Origin of the sequence: Streptomyces sp. NPDC016640, from assembly GCF_043076215.1 — a bacterium.
GTDB lineage: Bacteria > Actinomycetota > Actinomycetes > Streptomycetales > Streptomycetaceae > Streptomyces.
Map to the genome: position 1 here is coordinate 325,480 of NZ_JBIBRG010000005.1, position 22,293 is coordinate 347,772.

The following is a 22,293-nucleotide window of genomic DNA, read 5'->3' on the forward strand; positions in this document are numbered from 1 at the left end:
GCGTCACAGGAGGGCGACGGCCTCGTCGGGGGTGAGGGCGGCGCCCTGCGCGTACGCGGTCTCGTAGGCGGCGTCGCCGAGGACCGACCGGATGCGGGCCTCCGCGCAGCGGCGGACCTCGCGTTCGGTGCCGGCGGCGACGTGGCCGGCCGGCAGCCAGGAGTCGGCGGCGCCCATGCAGCGGGCCGCGTCCCGGGCGCGGTGCCCTCCGTCGAGTCCGGCGAGGGCGGCCGCGCCCATGGTGACGAACGCCGAGCGCATCTGGGGAGCGATGGCGGCGGACAGCGGCTCACCGGCCTGCCGGAGCGCCTGGCGGAGGACGACCAGGGCCTGCTCGTGCTTGCCGTCGAGCACGTCGAGCCAGCCCTCGGCGCCGAGGATGAACGCGTCGAAGACGGCGTAGTGCGCGATGCCGAACTCATTGCGCAGCAGCCGCAGTTGTTCCCGCGCCTCGGCGGTGCGTCCGGCCGTGCCGAGCCAGCCGGCCAGGAACAGCCGGGCGGCGGGCAGGGCCTCGTTGGGTCCGCCGGGCGGGCCGTCGATGACCTCGCGCAGCAGCCGTTCCCCGCGCTCCGTGTCGCCCGACTCCAGCAGCACGCTGCCCAGGCGGGCGGTGAGCAGCGCCTTCTGCGTCCGGGCGCCCAGGCGTTCGGCGTGTTCGATCGCCGCCGCGTAGTCCGCGGCGGCGGCCTCGTGGGCACCGCTGCGCTCGTTGGCCTCGCCCCGCGCCGAGAGGGCCTCGGCGGTGCCCCAGGCGTCGCCCAGCCGGCGGTAGGCCTCCAGTGACTCGTCGGCGTCGCGCCGCGCGTCGCCCGCCCAGTCGCTGCGGTTGGCCAGCAGGTTGGCGCGCAGCTGGAGGTTGGCGGCGAGCTCCCAGTCGAACCCGGGTGTCTCCCGGCAGGTGCGGACGGCGGCGTCGACGACGGTGCGCAGCCGGTCCATGTCCCCGCTCAGCATCACGGCGAACACCCAGAGCATGCCGGGCGGACGGCAGAGCTGCGGCATCCCGGGTTCGTACGTCGCCGCGACGAGGCGCAGCTTGTGCTGCGCCTGCGGGGTCTGCCAGTCGTCCAGCTCGGTGTCCATCTGGGCCATGTGCAGCAGGTGCACCCCGCGCCGGGCCTCGGCGAGGACCTCGCCGGCCATCGGGGGCGGGGCGTCGGTGCAGCGCTGCCACACCGGGGCGGCGGGCCGCACCGGATCGGTGAACGGGGTCGGGCCGAGGGACATCGCCTCGGCGCACCAGCCCCGGGCCTCGATGCGCAGGTCGCGCATCTGCCAGTACCAGCCCAGGGACAGCGTGAGGCACAGCACCTCCTGCTCGTCGCGCAGGGTGAGGGCGCGCCGCAGGGCGGTGCGCACGTTCTCGTACTCCCGCTCCAGCCGTTCCATGGCCGCGGACTGGTCCGGGCCGCGCAGCAACGGGTCGGTGGTGCGCGCGAGTTCGCGGTAGTACGTCAGGTGCGCGCGCTCGGCCTCCGTACGGCGGCCGGTCTCGTCGAGGCGCTCGCCCGCGTACTCGGCGACGGTCTCCAGGAGCCGGTAGCGCATCTCGCCGTCACCGGACGGGGCGGCCACCACGAGGGACTTGTCCACGAGGGAGCCGAGCGCCTCGAGCGCGACCGGCCCGCAGACGGCCTCGGCCGCGGCGAGACCGCAGCCGCCCGCGAAGACCGACAGCCGGCCCAGTACGTCGCGTTCGTCCTCGTCGAGCAGGTCCCAGGACCAGTCGACGACGGCCCGCAGGGTCTGCTGACGGGGCAGGACGGTGCGGCTGCCGGAGGTGAGCAGGCTGAAGCGGTCGTCGAGCCGGCCGGCGATCTGGCGCGGGGTGAGCATCCGCAGCCGGGCGGCGGCGAGTTCGATGGCCAGGGGCAGTCCGTCGAGGCGGCGGCAGATCTCCGCGCAGGCCGCCGCGGTGTCCTCGTCGGCGTCGGTGCGGAAGCCGGGGCGGGCGGCGGCCCCGCGGTCGGCGAGCAGCCGCAGGGCGACCGGTTCGGGCAGCGGTTCCACCGGGCGCAGCAACTCCCCTCGTACACCGAGGGGTTCGCGGCTGGTGGCGAGGACGGTGAGGCCGGGGCAGCGTTGCAGCAGTGTCTCGACGAGCCGGGCGGCGGCCTCGACGACGTGCTCGCAGTTGTCCAGGATCAGCAGCATGCGGCGCCGGGCGACGTGCTCGGCGAGACGGTCCACGGGGTCGGCGGGCCGGTCGGTGACGGCCCGCATGCTCTCGGCACCGGCGCCGTACAGGACGGTCTCGCGGGCGCCGACGGCGGTCAGGACGGCCTCGGGGACGGCGTCGGGGTCCTCGACGGGGGCGAGTTCGGCGAGCCACACCCCGTCCGGGGTGGTCTGCCGTACGGCTTCGGCGGCCTCCTGGGACAGCCGGGTCTTGCCGGCGCCGCCCGGTCCGAGGAGGGTGACCAGCCGGGTGGCGGCGAGGTCCACGCGGAGCGTCTCGATGTCCGTCTCACGGCCGACGAACGAGGTCAGCCGGGCCCGCAGGTTGCCCGGTCGCGCCGGCTTGCCGGGCCCGGCGGCGGCCGGCGCCGACTGGTCGAGCAGCTCCGCGTGCAGCGCCCGGAGTTCCGCTCCGGGGCCGGAGCCGAGGCGGTCCGCGAGCAGGCGCCGTACGTCCTCGAAGGCGGCGAGCGCCTCGGCGGTGCGGCCCGTGTCGCGCAGGGCGCGCAGCCGCAGGGCCTGGAGGGGCTCGTCGAGGGGGTGGCCGTCGCAGAGCGCGGTCAGCTCGGGCAGGCGCTGCTCGGCGTCGCCGAGGGCGAGGGCGGCGGTGTGCCGGGCGCGCAGCACCTCCAGGTGCCGGGTCTCCAGGCGGGCCGTCTCGGCGGTGTGGCCGGGCAGGCCGCCCAGGACCGGGCCGCGCCACAGGGTGAGGGCATCGTCCAGCACGACGGCGGCCTTCGCGGGGTCCCCGTCGGCGAGGGCCCGCAGGCCCTCGCCGGCCAGTCGCCCGAAACGGTGCAGGTCGATGTCGTCGGGCGCGGCGGCGAGGCGGTAGCCGCCCTCGGCGGAGGCGACCGCGTCCGCGCCGAGCACCCGGCGCAGCCGTCCGACCAGGGCCTGCAGCGCCCCGGTCGCGTCGGCGGGCGGATCACCGTCCCACACCTCGTCGACCAGCAGTCCCACGGGCATCGTGCGGCCGGGCCGCAGGGCGAGCACCGTCAGCAGCGCACGCAGCCGCGCCCCGCCGACCGGGACGGCGGTGCCGTCGGGACGGAGTGCCTGGGTGGTGCCGAGGATGCGGTAGCGCACGGGGTCCATTCTCTCCGGTGGCGTTGCCCGGGGTCACAGGGGCCGGGCGGTGTGGCGCCGGTGCGCGGGGCCCGGGCGCGGCCCGCCCGGCCGCCCGGTTCCCGCGGAGGGGCCGTTGCACCCTGCGTGGAACCGGCCGACCGCGCGGGACGTTCTCCCCGTGCGCCCGGTACCGTCGGGCAGTCCCCCACGTGTCCCCGCGTGCGCCCGACGTCCAGGGAGTCCCATGACCACCGCCACCACCCGCCGCAGCGACCGGAGGGTCAGCCCCGTGTTCCTCGGGATACTGGCCGTCACGGCGGTGACCGGATGGGCCACCTGGACCGGGTTCGCCGAGCAGCCCGGGGTCGCCGTGTTCCTGTTCGTGACGGCCGCCTGGATCGTCTCCCTGTGCCTGCACGAGTACGCGCACGCGCGCACCGCCCTGCACGGCGGCGACATCTCGGTCGGCGCGAAGGGCTACCTCACGCTGAACCCGATGAAGTACACGCACGCCCTGCTGAGCATCGTGCTGCCGGTGCTGTTCGTCGTCATGGGCGGGATCGGCCTGCCGGGCGGGGCCGTCTTCATCGAGCGGCACCGGATCCGGGGCCGCTGGCGGCACAGTCTGATCTCGGCGGCGGGCCCGCTGACCAACGTCGCGTTCGCCGTGGTGTGCACGGCCCCGTTCTGGCTGGACGCGCTGGACGGCGTACCGGCGGACTTCCGGTTCGCGCTCGCCTTCCTCGCGCTGCTCCAGGTGACGGCCGCGATCCTGAACTTCCTGCCGGTGCCCGGCCTCGACGGGTACGGCGTGATCGAGCCGTGGCTGTCGCACGGCGTCCGCCGGCAGGTGGAGCCGTTCGCGCCGTTCGGGCTGCTGTTCGTGTTCGCGCTGCTGTGGGTGCCCGCGGTGAACGGCGTGTTCTTCGACGTGGTCGACTCGCTGCTGAAGACCCTGGGCATCCACGAGTTCGACACGTACTGCGGTTACGAGCTGTTCCGGTTCTGGCGGGGTGAGAACGAGTTCTGTGCGGCCGGCGCGTGAGGGAGCGTCGCCGGTCGCCGTCACCGGCCGGCCGTCGCCGACGCGCCGTCGCCGGCTGCCCGGCGGACGTCAGCCCCTGACGGGGCCGTCCCCCGCCGCCGGCCGGCCCCGCTTGACGTAGTACCACGTCATGTTGGACGACAGGCCCGCCAGCAGCACCCACACGACGCCGGCGAACACGCTGCCCCGCACGAAGGAGACGACGGCCGCGGCGACGGCGAGGAGGCAGACGGCGAGGGCGCAGAGGGCGAGGCGGGGCATGGTGGCGGGCTCCTGTCGGGGGACACTGCTACGCCGTCCAGTGTCCCCCATCGCCTCATACGTCCGTGACGCGGAGCCCGGCGTGCGCCTTGTACCGGCGGTTGACCGAGATCAGGTTGGCGACCAGCGACTCCACCTGGTGGGCGTTGCGCAGCCGCCCGGCGAAGATCCCCCGCATGCCGGGGATGCGGCCGGCCAGCGCCTGGACGATCTCGACGTCGGCGCGGGCCTCGCCGAGCACCATCACGTCGGTGTCGATCTCGTCGATCCCCGGGTCCTGGAGCAGTACGGCCGACAGGTGGTGGAAGGCGGCGGTGACGCGGGAGTCCGGCAGCAGCGCGGCGGCCTGCTCGGCGGCGCTGCCCTCCTCCGGCTTCAGCGCGTAGGCGCCCTGTTTGTCGAAGCCGAGCGGGTTGACGCAGTCGACGACGAGCTTGCCGGCCAGTTCCCCGCGCAGGGACCGGAGGGTCTCGCCGTGACCGTCCCAGGGCACGGCGACGATCACGATGTCGCTGCGCCGGGCGGTCTCGGCGTTGTCGGCGCCCTCGACGCCGTACCCGAGTTCGCCGGCCGCCGCCCGGGCGCGCTCGGCCGCGCGGGAGCCGATGATCACCTTCTGGCCGGCCCTGGCGAGCCGGTGGGCCAGGCCCTTGCCCTGCGGCCCGGTGCCGCCGAGCACGCCGACGACCAGCCCGGAGACGTCGGGCAGGTCCCAGGGGTCCTTGGCCGGGGCCTTCGCGGGCCGTGGGGCGTTCTCGGGCTGCTGTGCGCTGTCGCTGGAGGTCATGGGCCGACTCTACGTCCGCCCCGGCGCCCTTCCCGGCCGGCGTGAGCCCGTCACGGTCGCGCCCGCCGGATCCCCGGGACGGGCGAATCCGGGTCGAACACGGGGACGCGGACCAGGGACCGGGGGCAGGATGCGGTCGCATGGATGCGGTACGGGTGGCGTTGCTGCGGGACGTGCTCGCCGGGACCGAGTGGCTGGGCGCCACCCGGCGGTTCGCGGGGACGCTGCGCGGGTCGGTGGTCTCGCACGGGGGCGGGCTGCTGCTCGTGGGCACGCCGGAGTACGAGCCGTGGCATCTGGCGGCGCACCTGGTGGACGAGGCCGCCTGGTCGGGCACCCCGGAGCTGGCCCCCACGCTGGTACGGCACGGCGCGCGCGCCTCCGACCCCGCGCACCTGGCGGTGGGCCTGGGTCGCCTGGAGGCGGCGCGGCGGGGCGAGACGCTGCTGGTGGTGGCGCCCGGGGAGCCGTCCGCCCCGCTTCTCGAACGGGTGTGTGACGCCCGCCGGGCCGGGGCGACACTGCTCTCCCTCGGCCCCGGCGAGGGGGAGCTGCCGGCGCTGGCCCACGAGGTGCTGGCCGTGCCCGACGGCTCCGAGCTGGACCTGGACACCGTGCAGCACCTGGTCAGCGCGGCGGCCGGGGAGAACGCCCGGCCGGCCGCCCGGGGCCGCCGCCGTTTCCGGGACCGCCTGTCACGGCTGGCGGACCTGCTGACGGCTCCCCCGCCGACGCCCTGGTGAACCGCGGGCCCGGCGTACGGGAGTGATCAGCCGCCGTCCCGTTCGCCCGCGGGGGCGTCGTGCCACTTGGGGTCGTTCTCCCACTGGAGGTTGCGGTCGCGGGCCGTCTGCATGGCGTGCTCGGCCTCGGTGCGGCTCGCGTACGGCCCGAAGCGGTCCTTGCCGGGGCAGTCAGGGCCCTCCTCCACCTTCTTGTGCTCCAGGCAGTAGTACCATTCGCCCGGCTTTCCGACCGTCCGCTTCTTGAACAGGGACATGACCGGCTCCTTTCGCCACGAAGATGGTCCCCCATCGCCGCTGAATTAGACTCGCGGACATGTCTGGCCAGTCGCTGCTCGTACCGGGGGAACTGTCCCCCACCCGTTCCGTGCCCGGGAACATCCGCCGTCCCGAGTATGTCGGCAAGCCCGCCCCGACGCCGTACACCGGGCCGGAGGTGCAGACGCCCGAGACGATCGAGGCGATGCGGACCGCCGGCCGGATCGCGGCGCGGGCGATGGAGGAGGCGGCGAAGCTCATCGCGCCCGGCGTGACCACGGACGAGCTGGACCGGGTGGCGCACGAGTACATGTGCGACCACGGCGCCTATCCCTCGACGCTCGGCTACCGCGGTTTCCCCAAGTCCCTGTGCACGTCGGTCAACGAGGTGATCTGCCACGGCATCCCGGACTCGACGGTGCTGCGCGACGGCGACATCGTCAACCTGGACGTGACGGCGTACATCGGCGGGGTGCACGGCGACAACAACGCCACGTACCTGGTGGGGGACGTGGACGAGGAGAGCCGGCTGCTGGTGGAGCGCACGCGGGAGTCCCTCGCCCGCGCGATCAAGGCGGTCAGGCCGGGCCGGCAGATCAACGTCATCGGCCGGGTGATCGAGTCGTACGCCAAGCGCTTCGGCTACGGCGTGGTCCGCGACTTCACCGGCCACGGCATCAACTCGTCCTTCCACTCGGGCCTGATCATCCCGCACTACGACAGCCCGCACGCGACGACGGTGATCCAGCCGGGGATGACCTTCACCATCGAGCCGATGCTGACGCTCGGCACCCACGAGTACGACCTGTGGGACGACGGCTGGACGGTCGTGACGAAGGACCGCAGGCGCACGGCGCAGTTCGAGCACACGCTGGTGGTCACGGACACCGGCGCGGACGTCCTGACCCTGCCGTAGCGCTCCCCGCTCCCCGGGCCCGCCCTCCTGCGAAGAGGGCGGGCCCTCTTGTTTGCGCCGGTCCCGATGAGGGGAGGTTTCCCGACACCTTGTCGGCAAGGCATTGACTTAGGTGACCCTAACCACAGAAAATCGGAATCATGGACTCCTTCTCCGCTCTCCTCCGCACCGCCTCCCACGAGCAGCACGTGGAGGCGGAGACCTCGACGTTCATGAGCGATCTGCTGGGCGGGCGGCTGGGGGTGGACGCCTACGCGCGCTACACCGAGCAGCTGTGGTTCGTCTACGAGGCGCTGGAGTCCGGCGCGCAGCGGCTGGCCCCGGATCCGGTGGCGGGCCCGTTCATCCGGCCGGAGCTGTTCCGGCTGGCCTCGCTGGAGCGGGACCTGGCGCACCTGCGCGGCCCCGGCTGGCGCGCCGGCCTGACCGCCCTGCCCGCCACCCGTGCCTACGCCGAGCGGGTCGCCGAGTGCGCCCGGGACTGGCCGGCCGGCTATGTCGCCCACCACTACACCCGCTACCTGGGCGACCTGTCCGGCGGGCAGATCATCCGCGACAAGGCGGAGCGGACCTGGGGCTTCGAGCGCAAGGGCGACGGCGTCCGCTTCTACGTCTTCGAGGAGATCACCAACCCGGCCGCCTTCAAGCGGGGTTACCGCGAACTGCTGGACGCGCTCCCGGCGGACGACCTGGTCAAACAGCGCATCGTGACCGAGTGCAAGCGCGCGTTCGCCCTCAACACGGCCGTCTTCCGGGCACTGGGCGAGGAGTTCCCGCTGTCGGCGTGAGACCGGCGGGGGTCACAGCAGCCGCAGACCCTCCCCGGCGGTGCGCTGCTCGCACCGCCGGCGGTGGGCGAGCGCCGCGACGAGCGGCGGGCCCCGCCCGCCGGTCCCGTCGTCGCCGGGCTCCCGCACTTCGGGGCGTCCGCCTTGTTCCATGGGTCCGGGCCGTACGTCGTACGGGGCTTCCCCGAGGAAGCGGCGCTCGACGTGGTCCCGGCGGACAGCCCCACCGGCTCGATGCGGCTGGAGCGGGAGGCCGGAGTCGCCCGCTGTCAGGAGCTGTTCGACGCCGCCCGTACGTCCGCGCTGTCCCCGGTGGTATCCCGCACGGTCATCCGGCGCAGGGCCGAGGAGCCCGGGGCGTGGACACCGCACCCCACGGCATACCGAACCCGGCGGACGCGGAGTGGCGCAGCAGTACGTACAGCGGCGGCAACGACGAGTGCCTGGAACGCGCGCACCATGTCCCCTCTTTCGTCCCGGTCCGGGACAGCAAGGCCCCGGACCGGGACGGTGATCCTCTTCGGCCGTGAGGCCTGGAAGGCTTTCGTCACGGAGTCGGGGCGTCAGCGTTCCAGGCGGACCCTGCCGCCGATCTCCGTCCAGCCTTCCGGTTGCGGGGCCGTGAGGATCTGGGAGCCCGTGCCCTGGGTGATGTTCAGGGCGCGGCCCAGCCTGTCCGTGAGGAGGAGGGCTGCCGCGCCCGTCGCCTCGTCCTCGTCGATGCCGTCGTCGCGGCCGGGGAAGGCGCGGGCGCGGACACGGCCCGCCGCCTCGTCCAGCCAGGCCCAGGCGTAGACCCACTCCCCCGGCGGCGGCACCTCCAGGTCGTCCACCTCGGCGGCCGTGGCGTACTGGCGCAGGGTGCGCGGCGGCGCCCACTCCGCCCGGGCCTCGATCCAGCAGAACTCCCCGTCCTGGCGGGCGCCCACCACCCCGGCCGGGACGACGAGTTCGGGGACGTCGAGGAGCCAGGCCGCGCCGACGCAGGGGTGGCCGGCGAAGGGCAGGCGCTGGGTGGGGGTGTAGACGTCGATCACCCCGCGCTCGGGGTCGTCGACGAACACGGTCTCGCTGAAACCGAGTTTCGCGGCGAGCGCCTGCCGCTCCTCCCGCCCGGGCAGCACGGACCCCTCGCGGACGACACCGAGTTCGTTGCCGTACCCGCCCCGGGGTCCGCAGAAGACGCGCAGCACGTCGTAGTCAGTCACGGGGGCATTCAAGCACCGCGCGGGGTCCGGGGTCGTCCGGGATCGTCGGCGGCGTGACCTAGGGGCGACCCCGAGGGGCGGGGGCCGGATATGAGGGGGCGGTCTCCTGCGTGTGCAGGATCTCGCGGGCGTCCGCGATCAACAGGATGGAGTGCGTCCGGAGCAAGCCAATTCCCCTTACCAACAGGAGCATCGGCCCATGAAGGTCCGTACCCGTACCGTCCTCGTTTCCGCGCTGCTGGGCTCCCTGGTGCTCGGTCCGCTCGCCGGAGCGGCGGCCGCCCGGCCCGCCACGGCGGCTGCCGGGTCCGTGTCCGCCGGGTCCGCCCCGGCCGTCGACGGGCCCGACACCGCCGCGCTGGAGAAGGCCCTCGTCGGCATCCCGGACGGCGACGTCTCGGCGGCCCTCGTCCGGGTCGGCGGCAAGGGCGGCTGGACGGGGACCGCCGGCGTCCGGAGCCTGCGTACCGGGGCCCCGGCCCTGGAGAACGCGAGGTTCCGGGCCGGGTCGACGACCAAGACGGTCACCGCGGCGCTCGTGCTCCAGCTCGCCGCGGAGGGCCGGATCGACCTGGACGCGCCCGTCACCCGCTATCTGCCCGGCCTGCTGCCGTCCTCCTTCACCGAGCCGCCCACCGTGCGGCACCTGCTCACGTACACCAGCGGCCTGAAGCCCGGCGCGAACCTGGGCTCGACCACCGAGGAGATGTACGAGAACCGGTTCCGGACCCTCACCCCGGAGCGGGTGGTGGCCGCGGCCGTCGCGAAGGGTCCGGCGTTCACCCCGGGGGAACGGCAGGTGTACCAGAACATCGACTACACGGTGCTCGGCCTGCTGATCGAGAAGGTGACCCGCGACAGTTACGAGCACCAGGCGGACGTACGGATCTTCCGCCCGCTGGAGATGCGGCACACGGACTTCCCGGCCGGGCCGGACCCGCGCGTACACGGCCCGCACCACCGGGCCTACGCGGACATCGGCGGGCGGACCACCGATGTCACGGAGTGGAACATGTCCGACCGCTGGGCGGCCGGGAACATGATCTCCACGACCGCCGATCTGGAACGCTTCCTGGTCGCCGTTTTCGAGGGCCGGGTGGTGCCGCAGCCGCTCCTGGACCAGATGCTCACCGTCCCCGCGATCGAGGGCGCGACCTACGGCATGGCCTGGCAGCGCTTCGTCCACAACGGGACGGAGATCTGGGGCAAGACGGGTTCCCGGCCCGGCTACCACACGGTGCTGGCCGCGACCCGCGACCTGTCCCGGACGGTCGTGCACTCGGTGAACGCCAGGAGCGCCCGGGAGGACGGCTTCCCGCTCGTCGCGCGGTTCGCCCTGCCCGCCTTCAACCGCTAGTCACGCCCCCGCGGTTCACTCGACGGCCGTGCGCCTCCCGCGCACGGCCGGGACGACACCCGCGTCCTCCCCGGGCCGGCGGTGCTCCGGCCGGTCCGGGCGCTCGCGCCGTTCCGGGCCCCGGTAAGGTTCGCCTCCGGGAAGGGGAGGGTGACGGAACCGGATGAGCAGGGATCTCGGCCTTCGAAGGCGCAACAGGCTCCGCGGGCTTGAGCGGAGCGCGCTGATCGCGGCGTCGGTGACCGCTTTGTCGCTGACGGCGAGCGGCTGTGTGGTGGTGCACGGCGAGCGCGAGGTGCTCCCTGCCGCCACCCGCGCAGAGGCGGCGGAGGCGCTCGAGGAGTTCACGGCCGCCTACAACGCCGCCGACAAGGCGTACGACGGTTCCCTGGACGCCGACCACACCACCGGCGCGCTCGCCGACATCGACGGGGCGCGGTTGAGGGCGGGGCGGGCCAACAGCCCGCGGGGCAACGCCGGCCACGTGCCGCTGAAGCTGACGGACGCGAAGTTCACCATCGTCGAGAAGGCCGGCTGGCCGCGCTGGTTCCTCGCGGACGCGGCCGGCAACAAGGGCGGCCGGGCGCGCTGGCTGCTGGTGTTCACCCGGGGCGGGCTGGACGAGCCGTGGGAGGTGGCGTACCTGACGCTGGTGGCCCCGGACGCCGTACCGGAGTTCAAGACGGACGAGGACGGCTGGGCCGAGGCCGTGCCCGCGAACTCGGCCGGTCCGGCGGTGCCGCCGGCCGAGCTGAGCCGGCGCTACGCCACGTACCTGAAGGACGGCGGGGACGTGTTCGCCGAGGGACCGCACACCAGCGCGTGGCGGGCGCTGCGCGCGAAGCGGTCGGAACGGCCGGGGCTGGTGACGCAGTACATCGACGAGCCGATGACGAACGGCGACTACGCGCCGCTGGCGCTGCGCACGCAGGACGGCGGGGCGCTGGTGTTCTTCACGACGCGCCACTACGAGAAGCAGACCGCGGCGGACGGGGCGTCCGTGCCGACGCCGAACAAGGACGTGCTGGCGCTGACGACCGGTGAGATCAGGCAGTCGCTGACGATGGAGTTCGTCTCCAACGAGGTGGCGCTGGACCCGGCCGACGGTGCGGTGCGGGTGCTGGGGCGGATCCAGGGGCTGACGTCGGCGAAGGGCGAGTAGCCCGCGCCCGCGCGCTCAGCGGCGCAGGGGCCAGGCCGCGCCCGCGTGGTCGGAGTGCTCGCCGGCATGGCGGGAGCAGGAGTCGGTGAGGACCTCCAGGAGGCTCAGCGGGTCCGGGAGCGGATGCTCGGGGCCGCGTACCCAGTGCACCGACCGGTCGTCGTCGCCGGGCAGCCGGGCGGGTGGTACGAGGACGTAGGAGCCGCGGCAGTGCCAGCGCAGGCCGGGGTGCTCGTCCATGGTCTCCGGGTGGCAGTCCAGCTCGCACGGCCACCACTCGTCCTCGTCCTCGGGGGTGCCGCGGGTGAGGGTGAAGAACAGCAGGCGGCCGTCGTCGCTCTCGGCGACGGGACCGACCTCGATGTCCGCGTCGAGCAGGCGGGTGAGCGCCTCGCGTCCGGCGTCGAGGGGGACGTCGAGGACGTCGTGCACCATGCCGGTCGCGGTGATGAAGTTGGCCTGCGGCTGGTGGCGGGCCCAGCGCTCGATCTGCGTGCGGTCGGTGGTGGACTGCGTCTGCCAGGCGAACGACACCGGGTGCCGGGCGGGGGTCGGACAGCCCACGCGGTCGCAGGAGCAGCGGTATCCGGCGGCGGGGTGGGCGGCGGGTGCGAGCGGCAGTCCCGCGTCGGCGGCGGCGAGCAGCAGGGCCTCACGGCCGCCTTCGTCGGCGGCCTGCTTCGGGCGGCGTCCGCGCAGCCACTGGGAGATTTTGCCCTGCCGGCCGCTTCGGCCGCCGAACTCCGCGCTCATCTATCCCCTCGCCTCGCCGTCGTGCGCAACAGCATGCCCTATCGTCCCACGATCGTGCGCATCGGGGGGCCGGAGCCCACAATCCGCACAGGTGGGACGAGAACGCCCCGACTGGACGAGGGGGATCCGGTGGGACGAAGGGTATGCCCTCGGGAGGGACGCGCGGCGTACCGGAGCGGGTGTCATTGCGCGCCGTGCCCGGACGCGCGCGCCTACCGTGGTCGCCATGGTCACAAGCATCGCGTCGACGGGCCTGGGGGCCCTGGCCTGCGTGGTCTCGCTGACCCTCGCGGGCCGCTCCGGCGGCCCCGCGGGGCCGCTGGAGTGGGGCGGCGGACCGCTGACGGTGGACGCGCTGCCCCGGGTCACGTACGTCGCCCATCGCGGCGGGGCCCGCGAGGTCCCGGAGAACAGCATGTCGGGGCTGATGGCGGCGTACCGGCGCGGTACGGCGCAGGTGCTGGACTTCGACACCCGGGTGCTGCGCGACGGTACGCCGGTGGTCTTCCACGACGCGTCGCTGAACCGCACCACCTTCCTGGGCGGCGAGGTGGGCGCGCTGGACGCCGCCGAGTGGCGGGGCGTACGGCTGCGTCCGCGCGACGGGCTGCCGGGGAGCTGGCGCTCGGAGCGGCCGCCGACGGTCGCCGAGGTGCTGGACCGCTTCGGCGGGCGGACCGTGCTGATGCTGGAGGCGAAGGATCCGCGCGGTCTCGACCGGCTGGCCTCGCTGATCCGCTCGCGCGGTCTGACCCGCTCGGTGTTCGTGAACACCAACGACCCCGGGGTGGCCCGCCGCATCCACGACTCGGGCCTGCTGACCCAGCTGTGGCGCTCGGCCCGCCAGCTGCGCACCGACCGCCCCGGGCGCTGGCGCTCCTTCGTCGACCTGCTCGACGTCGACATCGGGGCCCGGGACGCGGACCTGCGGCGCGCGGTGCGTTCCGGCATCCCCCGGGTGTGGGCCCACACGGTTCTCACCCCGGCCCAGCGCGACCGCGCCCTGGCACTGGGCTGCGACGGCGTCATCACGGACGCGCCGGGCCGCCTGGCCCGTCACCCGGCCCGCACGCCGGGGGCGGTCAGCGCGGCGCTGGGACGGTGAGGGGCCGGGGGGGGGAGCCTCCGGTCAGCGGGGAGCGAGGCCGTACAGGGCGTAGTCGACGAGGGTGTCGGTGTAGTCGTAGGTGATCGGGCCCGTGCGCTGGAGCCAGCGCTGGGCGAGGGGGGAGACGAAGAGCTCCAGGGCGACGCACGGGTCGATGTCCGCGCGGACGTCTCCGGCGTCCTGGGCGGAGCGCAGGCGGTCGGCGTAGAGCTGGAGCGAGGGCTGCAGCAGCGCGGCGACGAATCTGCGGCCGAGTTCCTCGTTGACGACGCCCTCGGCGGCCAGGGCGCGGGACGGGACCTCGAAGACCGGGTCGTGCAGTTCGTCGACCGTGGCGCGCAGGACGGACTTGAGGTCGGCTGCGAGGTCACCGGTGTCGGGGATGACGTACGGCTCCTGCCCGGCTGTCCGGGTCGCCTGCTCGCTCAGGTCGACGAACGCCTCCAGCAGGACGTCCGCCTTCGACGGCCACCACCGGTAGATCGTCTGCTTGCCGACGCCGGCCCGGGCGGCGATGCCCTCGATGGTCGTCTTCGGATAGCCGACCTCGGCGACCAGCGCGAGGGCGGCGTCGTAGATGGCCCGCCGGGAGCGCTCGCTGCGGCGGGCGGCGTCCGGGGCGGACTGCTGGGCGGAAGGGGTATGGGCCATGGCGCGAATCTATCAGGTTGACAAGACGCCACGTCTCGCCGGACAGTGGTATGTGTCGAGAGACGAGACGAATCGTCTCACGTGGAAGGGAGACGGTCATGTCGCGAGGCGGAAGCGGAAACATGCTGGGCGTCGGCGGCGCCCGGCAGCATCTGGGCCGCAAGGCCCTGCGCGGGGACGGACCCGGCGGCCGGATCGGCGGCGGCCTGGACCCGCAGGCGCAGAAGCGGGAACTGCTGCGCAAGCTGCAGGAGAAGCAGCAGGAGAAGCAGCAGGAACGGGACGAGGGGCCGGAATCGCGGCTCGGTTAGCCGGACGGGGGCGGCCAGGCGTCGCCCCAGTCGGTGTCGCGGGCCTCGCGGTACAGGTCGCCGTGGCGTTTGGTGACGGTGGCGCGCCGCAGGGACGGGTCCGCCTCGCAGAGGTCGAGGAGGACCTGTCCCTTGCGGATCTGCGGCTTGCGGACGACCCGGGAGGGGGCCGGGGCGACCGGGAGGCGGGTGGCTGCGACGTAGGCGAACTTCTCGTCCTCGTGGGCGAGGGAGCCGCCCTTGACCTGGCGGTGCAGCGAGGAACGGCTGACCCGCGCGGCGAAGTGGCACCAGTCGGTGCCGGGCACGATGGGGCAGGCGGCGCTGTGCGGGCAGGGGGCGGCGACGTGGAAGCCGGCGCGGACCAGGCGGTCGCGGGCCTCGATGACGCGGGCGTAGCCGTCGGGGGTGCCCGGTTCCACGATCACCACGGCCTGTGCCGCCTCCGCGGCGGCTTCGACGAGGGCGGCGCGGTCGGGGGCGGTCAGCTCGTTGAGGACGTAGGAGACCGTGACGAGGTCGGTGCCGGGGAGGGTGAGCGCCGGTCCGATGCGGGAGCGCTGCCAGCGGGCGTCCTTCAGGGCGGGGTGCGCGGCGGCGAGTTCCCGGCCGACGGCGAGCGCGGGTTCGGCCCAGTCGAGGACGGTCACGGGCCGCTCCCCGCCCCAGGTCGCGCTGACCGCCCAGGCCGCCGCGCCGGTGCCGCCGCCGACGTCCACGTGGTCGCCGGGCGCCCAGCCGGGCACCGCGTCCGCGAACGCCGCCAGCGCCGACCGCACCGCCTGGAACGTCGCGGGCATGCGGTACGCGGCGTACGCGGCCACGTCGGCCCGGTCCCGCAGGATCGGGGCCCCGGTCGGGGTGGCGCCCCGGTAGGCGGCGATCAGCCGCTCGACGGCCCCCGCGGCCTGTCGCGGCGGGAGCCCGTCGAGCAGCCCGGCGAGGGCGGAGCGCAGGATCTCGGCGGCGGACAGGCGCTCGGGGGGCAGGGGGGCGGGGGCGTTCACCTCACGATTCTCTCAGGTCCGCCGGGCCGCCCGGTCCCGGTGCCCGGATCGCCCGCACCGCCCGGGCCAGCCGGGTGGCCGCCTGCGCCCGCGGCGTGTGGTCGGGGTCGGGGCGGCGGGGGTGGACCGTGTTGGCCAGCAGGACCAGGTAGGTGTCCGTGGCCCGGTCCAGGACCAGGGACGTACCGGTGAACCCGGTGTGGCCCGCGGCTCCGCGTCCGGCCAGTTCGCCCATGAAGTACGGCCGGTCCAGGGCGAATCCCAGCCCGGGCGGGGTGAGCAGCAGGTCCACGAAGTCGGGTCCGAGGATGCGGGCGGGCCCGTGCGAGCCGCCGGCCAGCAGGGTGCGGCAGAAGACCGCCAGGTCCCGGCCCGTGGAGAACAGGCCGGCGTGTCCGGCGACCCCGCCCAGCGCCCAGGCGTTCTCGTCGTGCACCTCGCCCCGCAGCATCCCCCGGTCGGCCTTGGCCCACGGCCGCCGCTGGTCCTCGGTGGCCGCCGCGTCCGGGTGCGGCCCGAAACCGGTCGCGGTCATGCCGAGCGGGCGGGTGATGCCGTCGCGCACCAGGACGTCCAGCGGGCGGCCGGTGAGGCGCTCCAGGACGTGCTGGAGCAGCAGCATGTTCAGGTCGGAGTAGCGGTACGTGCCGGGCGCCCCGACGGGCCGCTCCGCGCGCAGCACGGCCAGCCGCTGCGCGTCGTCGGCGCAGTCGTACAGCGGGAGTTCGGGACGCAGTCCGGAGGTGTGGGTGAGCAGCTGGCGGACGGTGACGCCGTGCCGCCGCGCCGCCGTGAAGTCCGGCAGGTACGCGCCGACGCGCGCGTCGATGCCGAGCGTGCCCCGCTCGATCTGCTGCACCGCGGCCACCGAGGTGAACAGCTTGGTCAGGGACGCCAGGTCGAACGGGGTGTCCACGGTCATCGGCACGCGCTCGCCCGGCGGCAGTTCCACCGCGGTGTCCGAGACCTCGTCGTACGCCGCGTACCGCACGGCCCAGCCCGCCGCCTCCTGCACGGCGAGCACCGGGCCCCGGCCGGCGACCACGACGGCGCCCGCCGCCCAGGGGCGCCCGCCGCCGGTGCGGGCCCGGACCTCCCGGACCATGCGGCGCAGCTCCCCGGCGTCGAGCCCGGCCCGCTCCGGGGTTCCGGGGCGCAGTCTCGGCGCGCTCAGACGCCCCCTCCCTTCGTGCTCCCCGACCGGTTCCACGGGCGGCACATGCCCAGGAAGCAGGCCAGGGCCACCAGCGCGGAGGCCAGTTGGACGACGGCCATCGGAACGGCGGTGTCCTCCCCGGCGACGCCGACCAGCGGGGAGGCGATCGCGCCGACGAGGAAGGACGTCGTGCCGAGCAGGGCGGACGCGGAGCCGGCGGAGCGCCTGGTGCGCAGCAGGGCGAGGGTCTGGGTGTTGGGCATGGTGATGCCCATCGCGGACATCAGCACGAACAGCGCGGCGGCCACGGGCACGAGGCCGACCTCGCCGAACACGCCCAGCGACATCAGCAGCAGCACGGCCGCGGCGGCGACCACGACGGCGAGCCCGAGACCGAGCACCAGGTCGAGGCGGACCCGGCCGACCAGCACCTTGCCGTTGACCTGCCCCACGATCACCAGCCCGATCGAGTTCAGCCCGAACAGCAGGCTGAACGTCTGCGGGGAGGCTCCGTAGATCTCCTGGACGACGAACGGGGAGGCCGCGACGTAGGCGAACAGGGCCGCGAAGGTGAATCCGCCGGTGAGCATGTAGCCGGTGAAGGAGCGGTCGGCGAGCAGCCGGCGCATCGAGCCGAACGTCTCGCCGACGCCTCCGCCGTGCCGGTCGGCGGGGGCCAGCGTCTCCGGCAGCTTCGCCCAGACGACGGCCGTCAGCAGCACCCCGACGACGACGAGGACGGCGAACACGCCCCGCCAGTCCGTCACCCGCAGGACCTGCCCCCCGATGAGGGGTGCCACGATCGGCGCGACTCCGGAGATCAGCATGAGGGTGGAGAAGAAGCGGGCCATGGCCACGCCGTCGTACAGGTCGCGGGCGACCGCCCGGGCGATGACGATGCCGGCCGCGCCCGCGAGGCCCTGCGCCAGCCGGCAGGCGACGAGGAGTTCGACGGTGGGCGCGAACGCGCACAGCGCGGTGACGACGACATAGACCGCGAGGCCGACGAGCAGCGGACGGCGGCGTCCCCAGCGGTCGCTCATCGGCCCGACCACCAGCTGCCCGAGGGCCATGCCGGCCAGGCAGGCGGTGAGGGTGAGCTGCACGGTGGCGGCGGAGGCGTGCAGCGACTCGGTGACCTGCGGGAGGGCGGGGAGGTACATGTCCATCGCCAGCGGTGGCGTGGCGGTCAGGCCGCCCAGCACGAGGGTGACCAGCAGGCTGGTGCGGCGGGCACCCGCGCCGGGCGCCGGATGAGCCGTCCGCCCGCCCGCGGCGGCCGTGCCCGCTTCCGCGGCCGGGGACCCCGCGCGCGGGGCCGGGACGGCCGGGTCCGCCCCCGGGGGCGCCGTGGACCCGCCCGCCGCCGTCGAGTTCGGTATGGACGCCCTGCCCTCGGGCATGTGGCCCCTCCCTTTCCGTGTCTCCGGGTCCTTATGCTCTCAGCTCGTGCGGAGTGCTCGGCGTCGACGGCGATGTCATGGGAGCGCTTCCATGGACATCCATTCGCGATGTGACGAACGACACGAGCAAGGTGGGACGGATGACGGAGCAGAAGGTGCGCTGGGGAATCCTGGCGACCGGAGGGATCGCCGCGACGTTCGCGGCGGACCTCGTGGACCTGCCGGACGCGGAGGTCGTGGCGGTGGCGTCGCGGTCGCCGGAGCCGGCGAAGGCGTTCGCCGAGCGGTTCGGCATACCGCGCGCGTACGGCGACTGGGAGTCGCTGGCGGCGGACGAGGAGGTCGACGTCGTCTACGTCGCCACCCCGCACACGGCGCACCGCGCGGCGGCCGGGCTGATGCTCCGGGCCGGGCGGAACGTGCTGTGCGAGAAGCCGTTCACGCTGAACGCGCGTGAGGCGGCGGAGCTGGTCGCGCTGGCGCGGGACGGCGGGCGCTTCCTGATGGAGGCCATGTGGATGTACTGCCATCCCATGGTGCGGCGGCTGAAGGCGCTGGTCGACGACGGCGCGGTCGGCGAAGTGCGCAGTGTGCAGGCGGACTTCGGGCTCACGGGGCCGTTCCCGTCCTCGCACCGGCTGCGGGACCCCGCGCTGGGCGGGGGCGCGCTGCTGGACCTCGGGGTGTACCCGGTGTCGTTCACGCAGCTGCTGCTCGGGGAGCCGGCGGACGTCGTGGCGCGGGCGACGCTGTCGGAGGAGGGCGTGGACCTGCAGACGGGGGCGCTGCTCTCCTGGGACAACGGTGCGCTCGCCTCGGTGCACTGCTCCATCGTGGGCGGTACGGCGACCTCCGCGTCGATCACCGGGTCCGCGGGCCGGATCGACATCCCGTACGGCTTCTTCTTCCCGGACCGGTTCGTGCTGCACCGGGACGGCCGTGACGCCGAGGAGTTCACGGCCGACCCCGCGGACGGGCCCCGCAACAGCCTCAAGCACGAGGCCGCGGAGGTGATGCGGGCACTGCGGGCGGGCGAGACCGAGTCGCCGCTCGTCCCGCTCGAGGGCACCCTCGCCGTGATGCGGACGCTCGACGCGATCCGGGACCGCGTCGGCGTCCGCTACCCGGGCGAGGTGCGCTGAACGACCGCCGGGTGCCGGGGCCCGGGCCCCGGCACCCGGCGGTCGCACCGGTGACGGCGAAGCCGCTGGCGCCGGACGGGCGTCCGTACCGGAGCGCGGCGGGCCGGATCGCGGCGGACCCGCGCACGACCGCGGGCAGGCACTCCTCGTCGTCGGCCCTCCCCCCACTCCAGGGGCTGCCCCTGCCGGTCCTGCCACTCGCCGCCGATCGCCCAGCGGCCGGACCCGACGGCGCCGGCCTCGATACCGCTGCGTCCCGGTGTCCGTGCGGTCTCCATGCCGCGGACGCCAGGACTTCGAGCGCGCGAGGGCAAGCCGCGCGGGACCGCCCGCGGTTCACGGCGGGCCCGGAGTCCGCCCGGGCGTCCCCCCGGCACCGCCACGGCCCCGGGGGTCCGGTTCGCGTACGGAGGGGCCGCGGACGGGGCGCGGCGGGCCCGGCGAAGCCGCGTACGGCCGCCGCCGCCCCCGTCCGGCGCCGCGCGGAATGAGTCCGTTTCAGGGCGGGATGGGTCACCTTCTCACGCCACCGCGGTATCGACGAGTACCCCGAAACGTTCATCGGAGCGAAAACGTAGGACATATATCCGGTCCGGACAGCAACCGAAAAACGAGCCAAATTACGCGGCACACAACTCTCGTGAGCGAGAAAATGAACTTACCTCACGCCACTGGTCTACCCCTCTGAAAGTCACCCGAACAATTCTGAATTGCACGAAGGGCCGGATTCATTCCGATTGACCGATTGGACAGCATCTCCCACGACATCCCGGCCTCTACCACAGGAATCAGGGGTGACAATGGCGGCTCACCGGGCACATATGGCAACTAGTGGCCACCGCGACCACGCTACGCGCAGGTAACAGACCGGTCGGCAGGCAAACCGGAAGAGGAACCGCCGCTTCCAGCACCTCTTCTGCATCTTGCTGCCACGGACGCCACCGTAGGAACTGGATATCGTCGGTGAGTCGTGATTACCTACACCTGATTTCAGCCACACTGTGAGCACAATGCCTTCGGCCGATCCCCACAGTGCGATTCATTGCCAGGGAGGCGAGGTTCACAGGCGGCACACGAAATTTGATTTCCGGTTCAATTAATACGCCGAGCGGGGGCCGGCGGTGACGCCACGGCGTCACACAGCTGGGGCAACCAGGGCCGGTAACGCGCGGCAGAGGCAATGTGGAAACAAACATGGGGGCTCACGCGTGGCTGGCACTTTGTTCGATCTACCCACTGTCGGCGGCTTCGAGGACGACGTCCCCCCGGGTCACGCCGCCCGCCTGGAGCAGACCCTGCTGCAGGCCCGCGCCCTGATCGAGTCCACGGTGTCCTTGCACCGCAGGCGTCCGGCAACGGTGTCGGGCCTGACGCACATGGACGCGGAGGTGACCACCGAGACGCTCGAACGGCTCGTGCTGCGGGCCAAGCGCTCGGTGAACGTGGCGCTCGCCGGATCGGTCACCTTCGCGGAGTCCGCGCTGCGGTGCCTGACCGGGGTGCCCAGCGGGGTCACCGTACGGGTGCTGTGCAGTCCGGCCACCCTCGAGGTCGCGCCCGCGCGGCTGCGCGGTCTGCCCGCCGTGCGGGTCTTCCCGCACGAACTGTGCGGATTCGTCACGGTGGACGGGGCGTCCGCGTTCCTGCGGCTGGGCGCCCAGGGCGCGACGGACGACAGGGCCGCGGTCGTCACCGACCGCGCGGCGGTCAGCACCCTGCAACTGCTCTACGCCGGTGTGTGGGCACGCGGCCGCCGACTGGTCGACCATCCCGAACCGAGCCCCCGGCTGCGTTCCGATCTCACCCGCCGCATCCTGGAGCAGCTGCGGTCCGGGCGCACCGACGCCAACGCCGCGGGGGAACTGCAGGTGTCCCTGCGCACCTACCGGCGGCATGTCGCCGAGATCATGCGGGAACTCAACGCGTCGTCCCGTTTCCAGGCCGGCGTGCGCGCGGTCGAACTCGGGTTGCTGCCCAAGGGGACGTGAGCGCCCGGGCGCATGTGCCGCCCGTGGTCGTGGAACCGGCCCAAGGAACGGAACATCCAGCGAGAAATGGGGGCACGAGGTGTGCGGCCAATCGGGGGACGAGTTGGAGCATGCTCTCTTGCAGGTCAGAGAGTTGATTGAGTCAACCATGATCATCCATCGGGACCGCAGCCGGCGGGAGCAGCTCATCACGGCGCTCCCCGGCGGCTACGGACAACTCATCGGCGTCACACGGGAGCTGATGGGACAGGCCACCGGCACCATCGACATCCTGCGCTCCCGGATACCGGGCACCGGAAGCCAGCTGGAGCGGGTCGGGCTGCTGGAGGCCGACCTGCTGCACTTCGCGCGGGAGCGGGTCTCCGCGCGGTTGCTGGCCGGCCCCGACCTGGTCGGTGACTCCCTGGGCAGCTGGCTGCCCGACCCGCACCGGCAGCTGACGGTCCGGGTGGCCCGGCTGCCGCCTCTGCAGATGCTGATAGCCGACCGTGCGACCGCCCTGGTGGTGGTCGGTTCCCCCGCCGAGCGCCGGGCCTCCCTCATCAGGGCACCCGAGGTGCTGGGGGCCCTGTCCGCGCTCTTCGAGAGCATCTGGTCCAGTTCCGCTCCCCCGGACGAGCATCTCGCGTTCGGCGACCGCGACCGGGCGATCCTGGTCCGGCAGATCCTGGGCGCCATGCGGGCCGGGGTCACCGACGAGGTGGCCGCCCGCGAACTGACCGTCTCCGTCCGGACGTACCGGCGCTACGTCGCGGAGATCATGGCGCTGCTCGGTGCCAGCTCCCGCTTCCAGGCGGGGGTCCGGGCCGCGGAGCTGGGACTGCTGCCGCCCGGGCAGGACGGCGCGTACCGGGCGTGAGGTGCGCGCCGCAGCTTCCTGAAACGCGCGTTGCCCCGTCCGGGAAGGCACAGTTTGATGAAGTCTCAGGGAACGGGACCGTCCTCGCGGACGTCTCCCGTCACCGGAGGCTCCCCCGTCGCCGCCGGTCCGCAGGGA

General features: G+C 73.8%; 23 protein-coding genes and 1 pseudogene. 13 read left to right on the forward strand and 11 right to left on the reverse strand.

Features of this window, described 5'->3' with window-relative positions; translation table 11 throughout:
• Positions 1 to 3: 3 nt before the first annotated feature.
• On the reverse strand, positions 4 to 3,279 hold the full coding sequence (locus ACF07S_RS13525) for a BTAD domain-containing putative transcriptional regulator (RefSeq protein ID WP_391974216.1): 3,276 nt from the start codon (positions 3,277 to 3,279) through the stop codon (positions 4 to 6).
• 217 nt (positions 3,280 to 3,496) lie between these two features.
• On the opposite strand from ACF07S_RS13525, the gene ACF07S_RS13530 reads away from it, so the two are divergent.
• On the forward strand, positions 3,497 to 4,297 hold the full coding sequence (locus ACF07S_RS13530; RefSeq protein ID WP_391965283.1) for a site-2 protease family protein: 801 nt from the start codon (positions 3,497 to 3,499) through the stop codon (positions 4,295 to 4,297).
• Between the two features lie 69 nt (positions 4,298 to 4,366).
• On the opposite strand, the gene ACF07S_RS13535 is transcribed toward ACF07S_RS13530, so the two are convergent.
• Positions 4,367 to 4,609, reverse strand: coding sequence for a hypothetical protein (locus ACF07S_RS13535; protein WP_391965284.1), 243 nt, complete (start codon positions 4,607 to 4,609; stop codon positions 4,367 to 4,369).
• 4 nt (positions 4,610 to 4,613) lie between these two features.
• Positions 4,614 to 5,345, reverse strand: a complete 732-nt coding sequence (gene npdG, locus ACF07S_RS13540; RefSeq protein ID WP_391965285.1) for an NADPH-dependent F420 reductase — start codon at positions 5,343 to 5,345, stop codon at positions 4,614 to 4,616.
• Positions 5,346 to 5,485: 140 nt separating this feature from the next.
• On the opposite strand from npdG, the gene ACF07S_RS13545 reads away from it, so the two are divergent.
• Positions 5,486 to 6,088, forward strand: a complete 603-nt coding sequence (locus tag ACF07S_RS13545) for a hypothetical protein (protein WP_391965286.1) — start codon at positions 5,486 to 5,488, stop codon at positions 6,086 to 6,088.
• Between the two features lie 26 nt (positions 6,089 to 6,114).
• On the opposite strand, the gene ACF07S_RS13550 is transcribed toward ACF07S_RS13545, so the two are convergent.
• Positions 6,115 to 6,345, reverse strand: coding sequence for a hypothetical protein (locus ACF07S_RS13550; protein WP_391965287.1), 231 nt, complete (start codon positions 6,343 to 6,345; stop codon positions 6,115 to 6,117).
• Between the two features lie 59 nt (positions 6,346 to 6,404).
• On the opposite strand from ACF07S_RS13550, the gene map reads away from it, so the two are divergent.
• Positions 6,405 to 7,262, forward strand: coding sequence for a type I methionyl aminopeptidase (map, locus tag ACF07S_RS13555; RefSeq protein ID WP_391965288.1), 858 nt, complete (start codon positions 6,405 to 6,407; stop codon positions 7,260 to 7,262).
• 140 nt (positions 7,263 to 7,402) lie between these two features.
• Complete coding sequence (locus ACF07S_RS13560) at positions 7,403 to 8,050, forward strand: heme oxygenase (biliverdin-producing) (RefSeq protein ID WP_391965289.1); 648 nt, start codon at positions 7,403 to 7,405, stop codon at positions 8,048 to 8,050.
• A gap of 12 nt (positions 8,051 to 8,062) precedes the next feature.
• On the opposite strand, the gene ACF07S_RS13565 is transcribed toward ACF07S_RS13560, so the two are convergent.
• On the reverse strand, positions 8,063 to 8,203 hold the full coding sequence (locus ACF07S_RS13565; protein ID WP_391974217.1) for a hypothetical protein: 141 nt from the start codon (positions 8,201 to 8,203) through the stop codon (positions 8,063 to 8,065).
• On the opposite strand from ACF07S_RS13565, the pseudogene ACF07S_RS13570 reads away from it, so the two are divergent.
• Positions 8,195 to 8,377: pseudogene (locus ACF07S_RS13570) on the forward strand (XRE family transcriptional regulator); the annotation flags it as partial. The gene ACF07S_RS13565 and the pseudogene ACF07S_RS13570 sit on opposite strands and share 9 nt — an antisense overlap.
• Before the next feature lie 32 nt (positions 8,378 to 8,409).
• Entirely contained in the window at positions 8,410 to 8,580 is a 171-nt protein-coding gene (locus ACF07S_RS13575) for a DUF397 domain-containing protein (protein WP_391974218.1), read from the forward strand.
• 33 nt (positions 8,581 to 8,613) lie between these two features.
• Here ACF07S_RS13575 and ACF07S_RS13580 read toward each other — a convergent pair whose 3' ends face one another.
• A complete protein-coding gene (locus ACF07S_RS13580; RefSeq protein WP_391965292.1) occupies positions 8,614 to 9,258 on the reverse strand; it encodes a PhzF family phenazine biosynthesis protein in 645 nt (214 codons plus the stop codon).
• Between the two features lie 199 nt (positions 9,259 to 9,457).
• Here ACF07S_RS13580 and ACF07S_RS13585 point away from each other — a divergent pair, with 199 nt between their 5' ends.
• Both ACF07S_RS13585 and ACF07S_RS13590 read left to right on the forward strand, forming a co-directional pair.
• Positions 9,458 to 10,615: a serine hydrolase domain-containing protein gene (locus ACF07S_RS13585; RefSeq protein ID WP_391965293.1), complete on the forward strand. Its 1,158-nt coding sequence runs from the start codon at positions 9,458 to 9,460 to the stop codon at positions 10,613 to 10,615.
• Between the two features lie 163 nt (positions 10,616 to 10,778).
• Positions 10,779 to 11,777 (forward strand): hypothetical protein, encoded by a 999-nt coding sequence (locus ACF07S_RS13590; RefSeq protein ID WP_391974219.1) that lies wholly within the window; start codon positions 10,779 to 10,781, stop codon positions 11,775 to 11,777.
• A gap of 15 nt (positions 11,778 to 11,792) precedes the next feature.
• On the opposite strand, the gene ACF07S_RS13595 is transcribed toward ACF07S_RS13590, so the two are convergent.
• Entirely contained in the window at positions 11,793 to 12,530 is a 738-nt protein-coding gene (locus tag ACF07S_RS13595; protein ID WP_391965295.1) for a bifunctional DNA primase/polymerase, read from the reverse strand.
• Positions 12,531 to 12,756: 226 nt separating this feature from the next.
• On the opposite strand from ACF07S_RS13595, the gene ACF07S_RS13600 reads away from it, so the two are divergent.
• On the forward strand, positions 12,757 to 13,635 hold the full coding sequence (locus ACF07S_RS13600) for a glycerophosphodiester phosphodiesterase (RefSeq protein ID WP_391965296.1): 879 nt from the start codon (positions 12,757 to 12,759) through the stop codon (positions 13,633 to 13,635).
• Between the two features lie 24 nt (positions 13,636 to 13,659).
• On the opposite strand, the gene ACF07S_RS13605 is transcribed toward ACF07S_RS13600, so the two are convergent.
• Positions 13,660 to 14,289 carry a TetR/AcrR family transcriptional regulator gene (locus tag ACF07S_RS13605; protein WP_391965297.1) on the reverse strand — a complete coding sequence of 210 codons (630 nt, stop codon included), beginning with the start codon at positions 14,287 to 14,289 and terminating at the stop codon, positions 13,660 to 13,662.
• Between the two features lie 98 nt (positions 14,290 to 14,387).
• On the opposite strand from ACF07S_RS13605, the gene ACF07S_RS13610 reads away from it, so the two are divergent.
• Entirely contained in the window at positions 14,388 to 14,600 is a 213-nt protein-coding gene (locus ACF07S_RS13610; RefSeq protein ID WP_391965298.1) for a DUF6243 family protein, read from the forward strand.
• Here the strand turns inward: ACF07S_RS13610 and ACF07S_RS13615 are convergent.
• From ACF07S_RS13615 to ACF07S_RS13625, 3 genes are read right to left on the reverse strand one after another with little or no spacing between them, the layout of a single operon-like run.
• Positions 14,597 to 15,607, reverse strand: a complete 1,011-nt coding sequence (locus ACF07S_RS13615) for a small ribosomal subunit Rsm22 family protein (protein ID WP_391965299.1) — start codon at positions 15,605 to 15,607, stop codon at positions 14,597 to 14,599. The genes ACF07S_RS13610 and ACF07S_RS13615 overlap by 4 nt on opposite strands.
• Before the next feature lies 1 nt (position 15,608).
• A complete protein-coding gene (locus ACF07S_RS13620; protein WP_391974220.1) occupies positions 15,609 to 16,817 on the reverse strand; it encodes a serine hydrolase domain-containing protein in 1,209 nt (402 codons plus the stop codon).
• Entirely contained in the window at positions 16,778 to 18,166 is a 1,389-nt protein-coding gene (locus tag ACF07S_RS13625) for a multidrug effflux MFS transporter (protein WP_391974221.1), read from the reverse strand. Before ACF07S_RS13625 ends, ACF07S_RS13620 begins: the two co-directional genes overlap by 40 nt.
• A 140-nt stretch (positions 18,167 to 18,306) precedes the next feature.
• On the opposite strand from ACF07S_RS13625, the gene ACF07S_RS13630 reads away from it, so the two are divergent.
• The 3 genes from ACF07S_RS13630 to ACF07S_RS13640 all read left to right on the forward strand — a co-directional run bounded on the left by ACF07S_RS13630 (position 18,307) and on the right by ACF07S_RS13640 (position 22,155).
• Positions 18,307 to 19,308 carry a Gfo/Idh/MocA family protein gene (locus ACF07S_RS13630; protein ID WP_391965302.1) on the forward strand — a complete coding sequence of 334 codons (1,002 nt, stop codon included), beginning with the start codon at positions 18,307 to 18,309 and terminating at the stop codon, positions 19,306 to 19,308.
• Positions 19,309 to 20,516: 1,208 nt separating this feature from the next.
• Positions 20,517 to 21,296, forward strand: a complete 780-nt coding sequence (locus tag ACF07S_RS13635) for a DNA-binding response regulator (RefSeq protein WP_391965303.1) — start codon at positions 20,517 to 20,519, stop codon at positions 21,294 to 21,296.
• Between the two features lie 148 nt (positions 21,297 to 21,444).
• Positions 21,445 to 22,155 carry a LuxR family transcriptional regulator gene (locus ACF07S_RS13640; RefSeq protein ID WP_391965304.1) on the forward strand — a complete coding sequence of 237 codons (711 nt, stop codon included), beginning with the start codon at positions 21,445 to 21,447 and terminating at the stop codon, positions 22,153 to 22,155.
• Positions 22,156 to 22,293 lie beyond the last annotated feature (138 nt).

What these genes read in the sequence shown, in the direction of transcription:
- ACF07S_RS13525 (WP_391974216.1), bottom strand. Translation starts at nt 3,279, where the DNA reads ATGGACCCCGTGCGCTACCGCATCCTCGGCACCACCCAGGCACTCCGT.
- ACF07S_RS13530 (WP_391965283.1), top strand. Translation starts at nt 3,497, where the DNA reads ATGACCACCGCCACCACCCGCCGCAGCGACCGGAGGGTCAGCCCCGTG.
- ACF07S_RS13535 (WP_391965284.1), bottom strand. Translation starts at nt 4,609, where the DNA reads ATGGGGGACACTGGACGGCGTAGCAGTGTCCCCCGACAGGAGCCCGCC.
- npdG (WP_391965285.1), bottom strand. Translation starts at nt 5,345, where the DNA reads ATGACCTCCAGCGACAGCGCACAGCAGCCCGAGAACGCCCCACGGCCC.
- ACF07S_RS13545 (WP_391965286.1), top strand. Translation starts at nt 5,486, where the DNA reads ATGGATGCGGTACGGGTGGCGTTGCTGCGGGACGTGCTCGCCGGGACC.
- ACF07S_RS13550 (WP_391965287.1), bottom strand. Translation starts at nt 6,345, where the DNA reads ATGTCCCTGTTCAAGAAGCGGACGGTCGGAAAGCCGGGCGAATGGTAC.
- map (WP_391965288.1), top strand. Translation starts at nt 6,405, where the DNA reads ATGTCTGGCCAGTCGCTGCTCGTACCGGGGGAACTGTCCCCCACCCGT.
- ACF07S_RS13560 (WP_391965289.1), top strand. Translation starts at nt 7,403, where the DNA reads ATGGACTCCTTCTCCGCTCTCCTCCGCACCGCCTCCCACGAGCAGCAC.
- ACF07S_RS13565 (WP_391974217.1), bottom strand. Translation starts at nt 8,203, where the DNA reads ATGGAACAAGGCGGACGCCCCGAAGTGCGGGAGCCCGGCGACGACGGG.
- ACF07S_RS13585 (WP_391965293.1), top strand. Translation starts at nt 9,458, where the DNA reads ATGAAGGTCCGTACCCGTACCGTCCTCGTTTCCGCGCTGCTGGGCTCC.
- ACF07S_RS13590 (WP_391974219.1), top strand. Translation starts at nt 10,779, where the DNA reads ATGAGCAGGGATCTCGGCCTTCGAAGGCGCAACAGGCTCCGCGGGCTT.
- ACF07S_RS13595 (WP_391965295.1), bottom strand. Translation starts at nt 12,530, where the DNA reads ATGAGCGCGGAGTTCGGCGGCCGAAGCGGCCGGCAGGGCAAAATCTCC.
- ACF07S_RS13600 (WP_391965296.1), top strand. Translation starts at nt 12,757, where the DNA reads ATGGTCACAAGCATCGCGTCGACGGGCCTGGGGGCCCTGGCCTGCGTG.
- ACF07S_RS13605 (WP_391965297.1), bottom strand. Translation starts at nt 14,289, where the DNA reads ATGGCCCATACCCCTTCCGCCCAGCAGTCCGCCCCGGACGCCGCCCGC.
- ACF07S_RS13610 (WP_391965298.1), top strand. Translation starts at nt 14,388, where the DNA reads ATGTCGCGAGGCGGAAGCGGAAACATGCTGGGCGTCGGCGGCGCCCGG.
- ACF07S_RS13625 (WP_391974221.1), bottom strand. Translation starts at nt 18,166, where the DNA reads ATGCCCGAGGGCAGGGCGTCCATACCGAACTCGACGGCGGCGGGCGGG.
- ACF07S_RS13630 (WP_391965302.1), top strand. Translation starts at nt 18,307, where the DNA reads ATGACGGAGCAGAAGGTGCGCTGGGGAATCCTGGCGACCGGAGGGATC.
- ACF07S_RS13640 (WP_391965304.1), top strand. Translation starts at nt 21,445, where the DNA reads ATGATCATCCATCGGGACCGCAGCCGGCGGGAGCAGCTCATCACGGCG.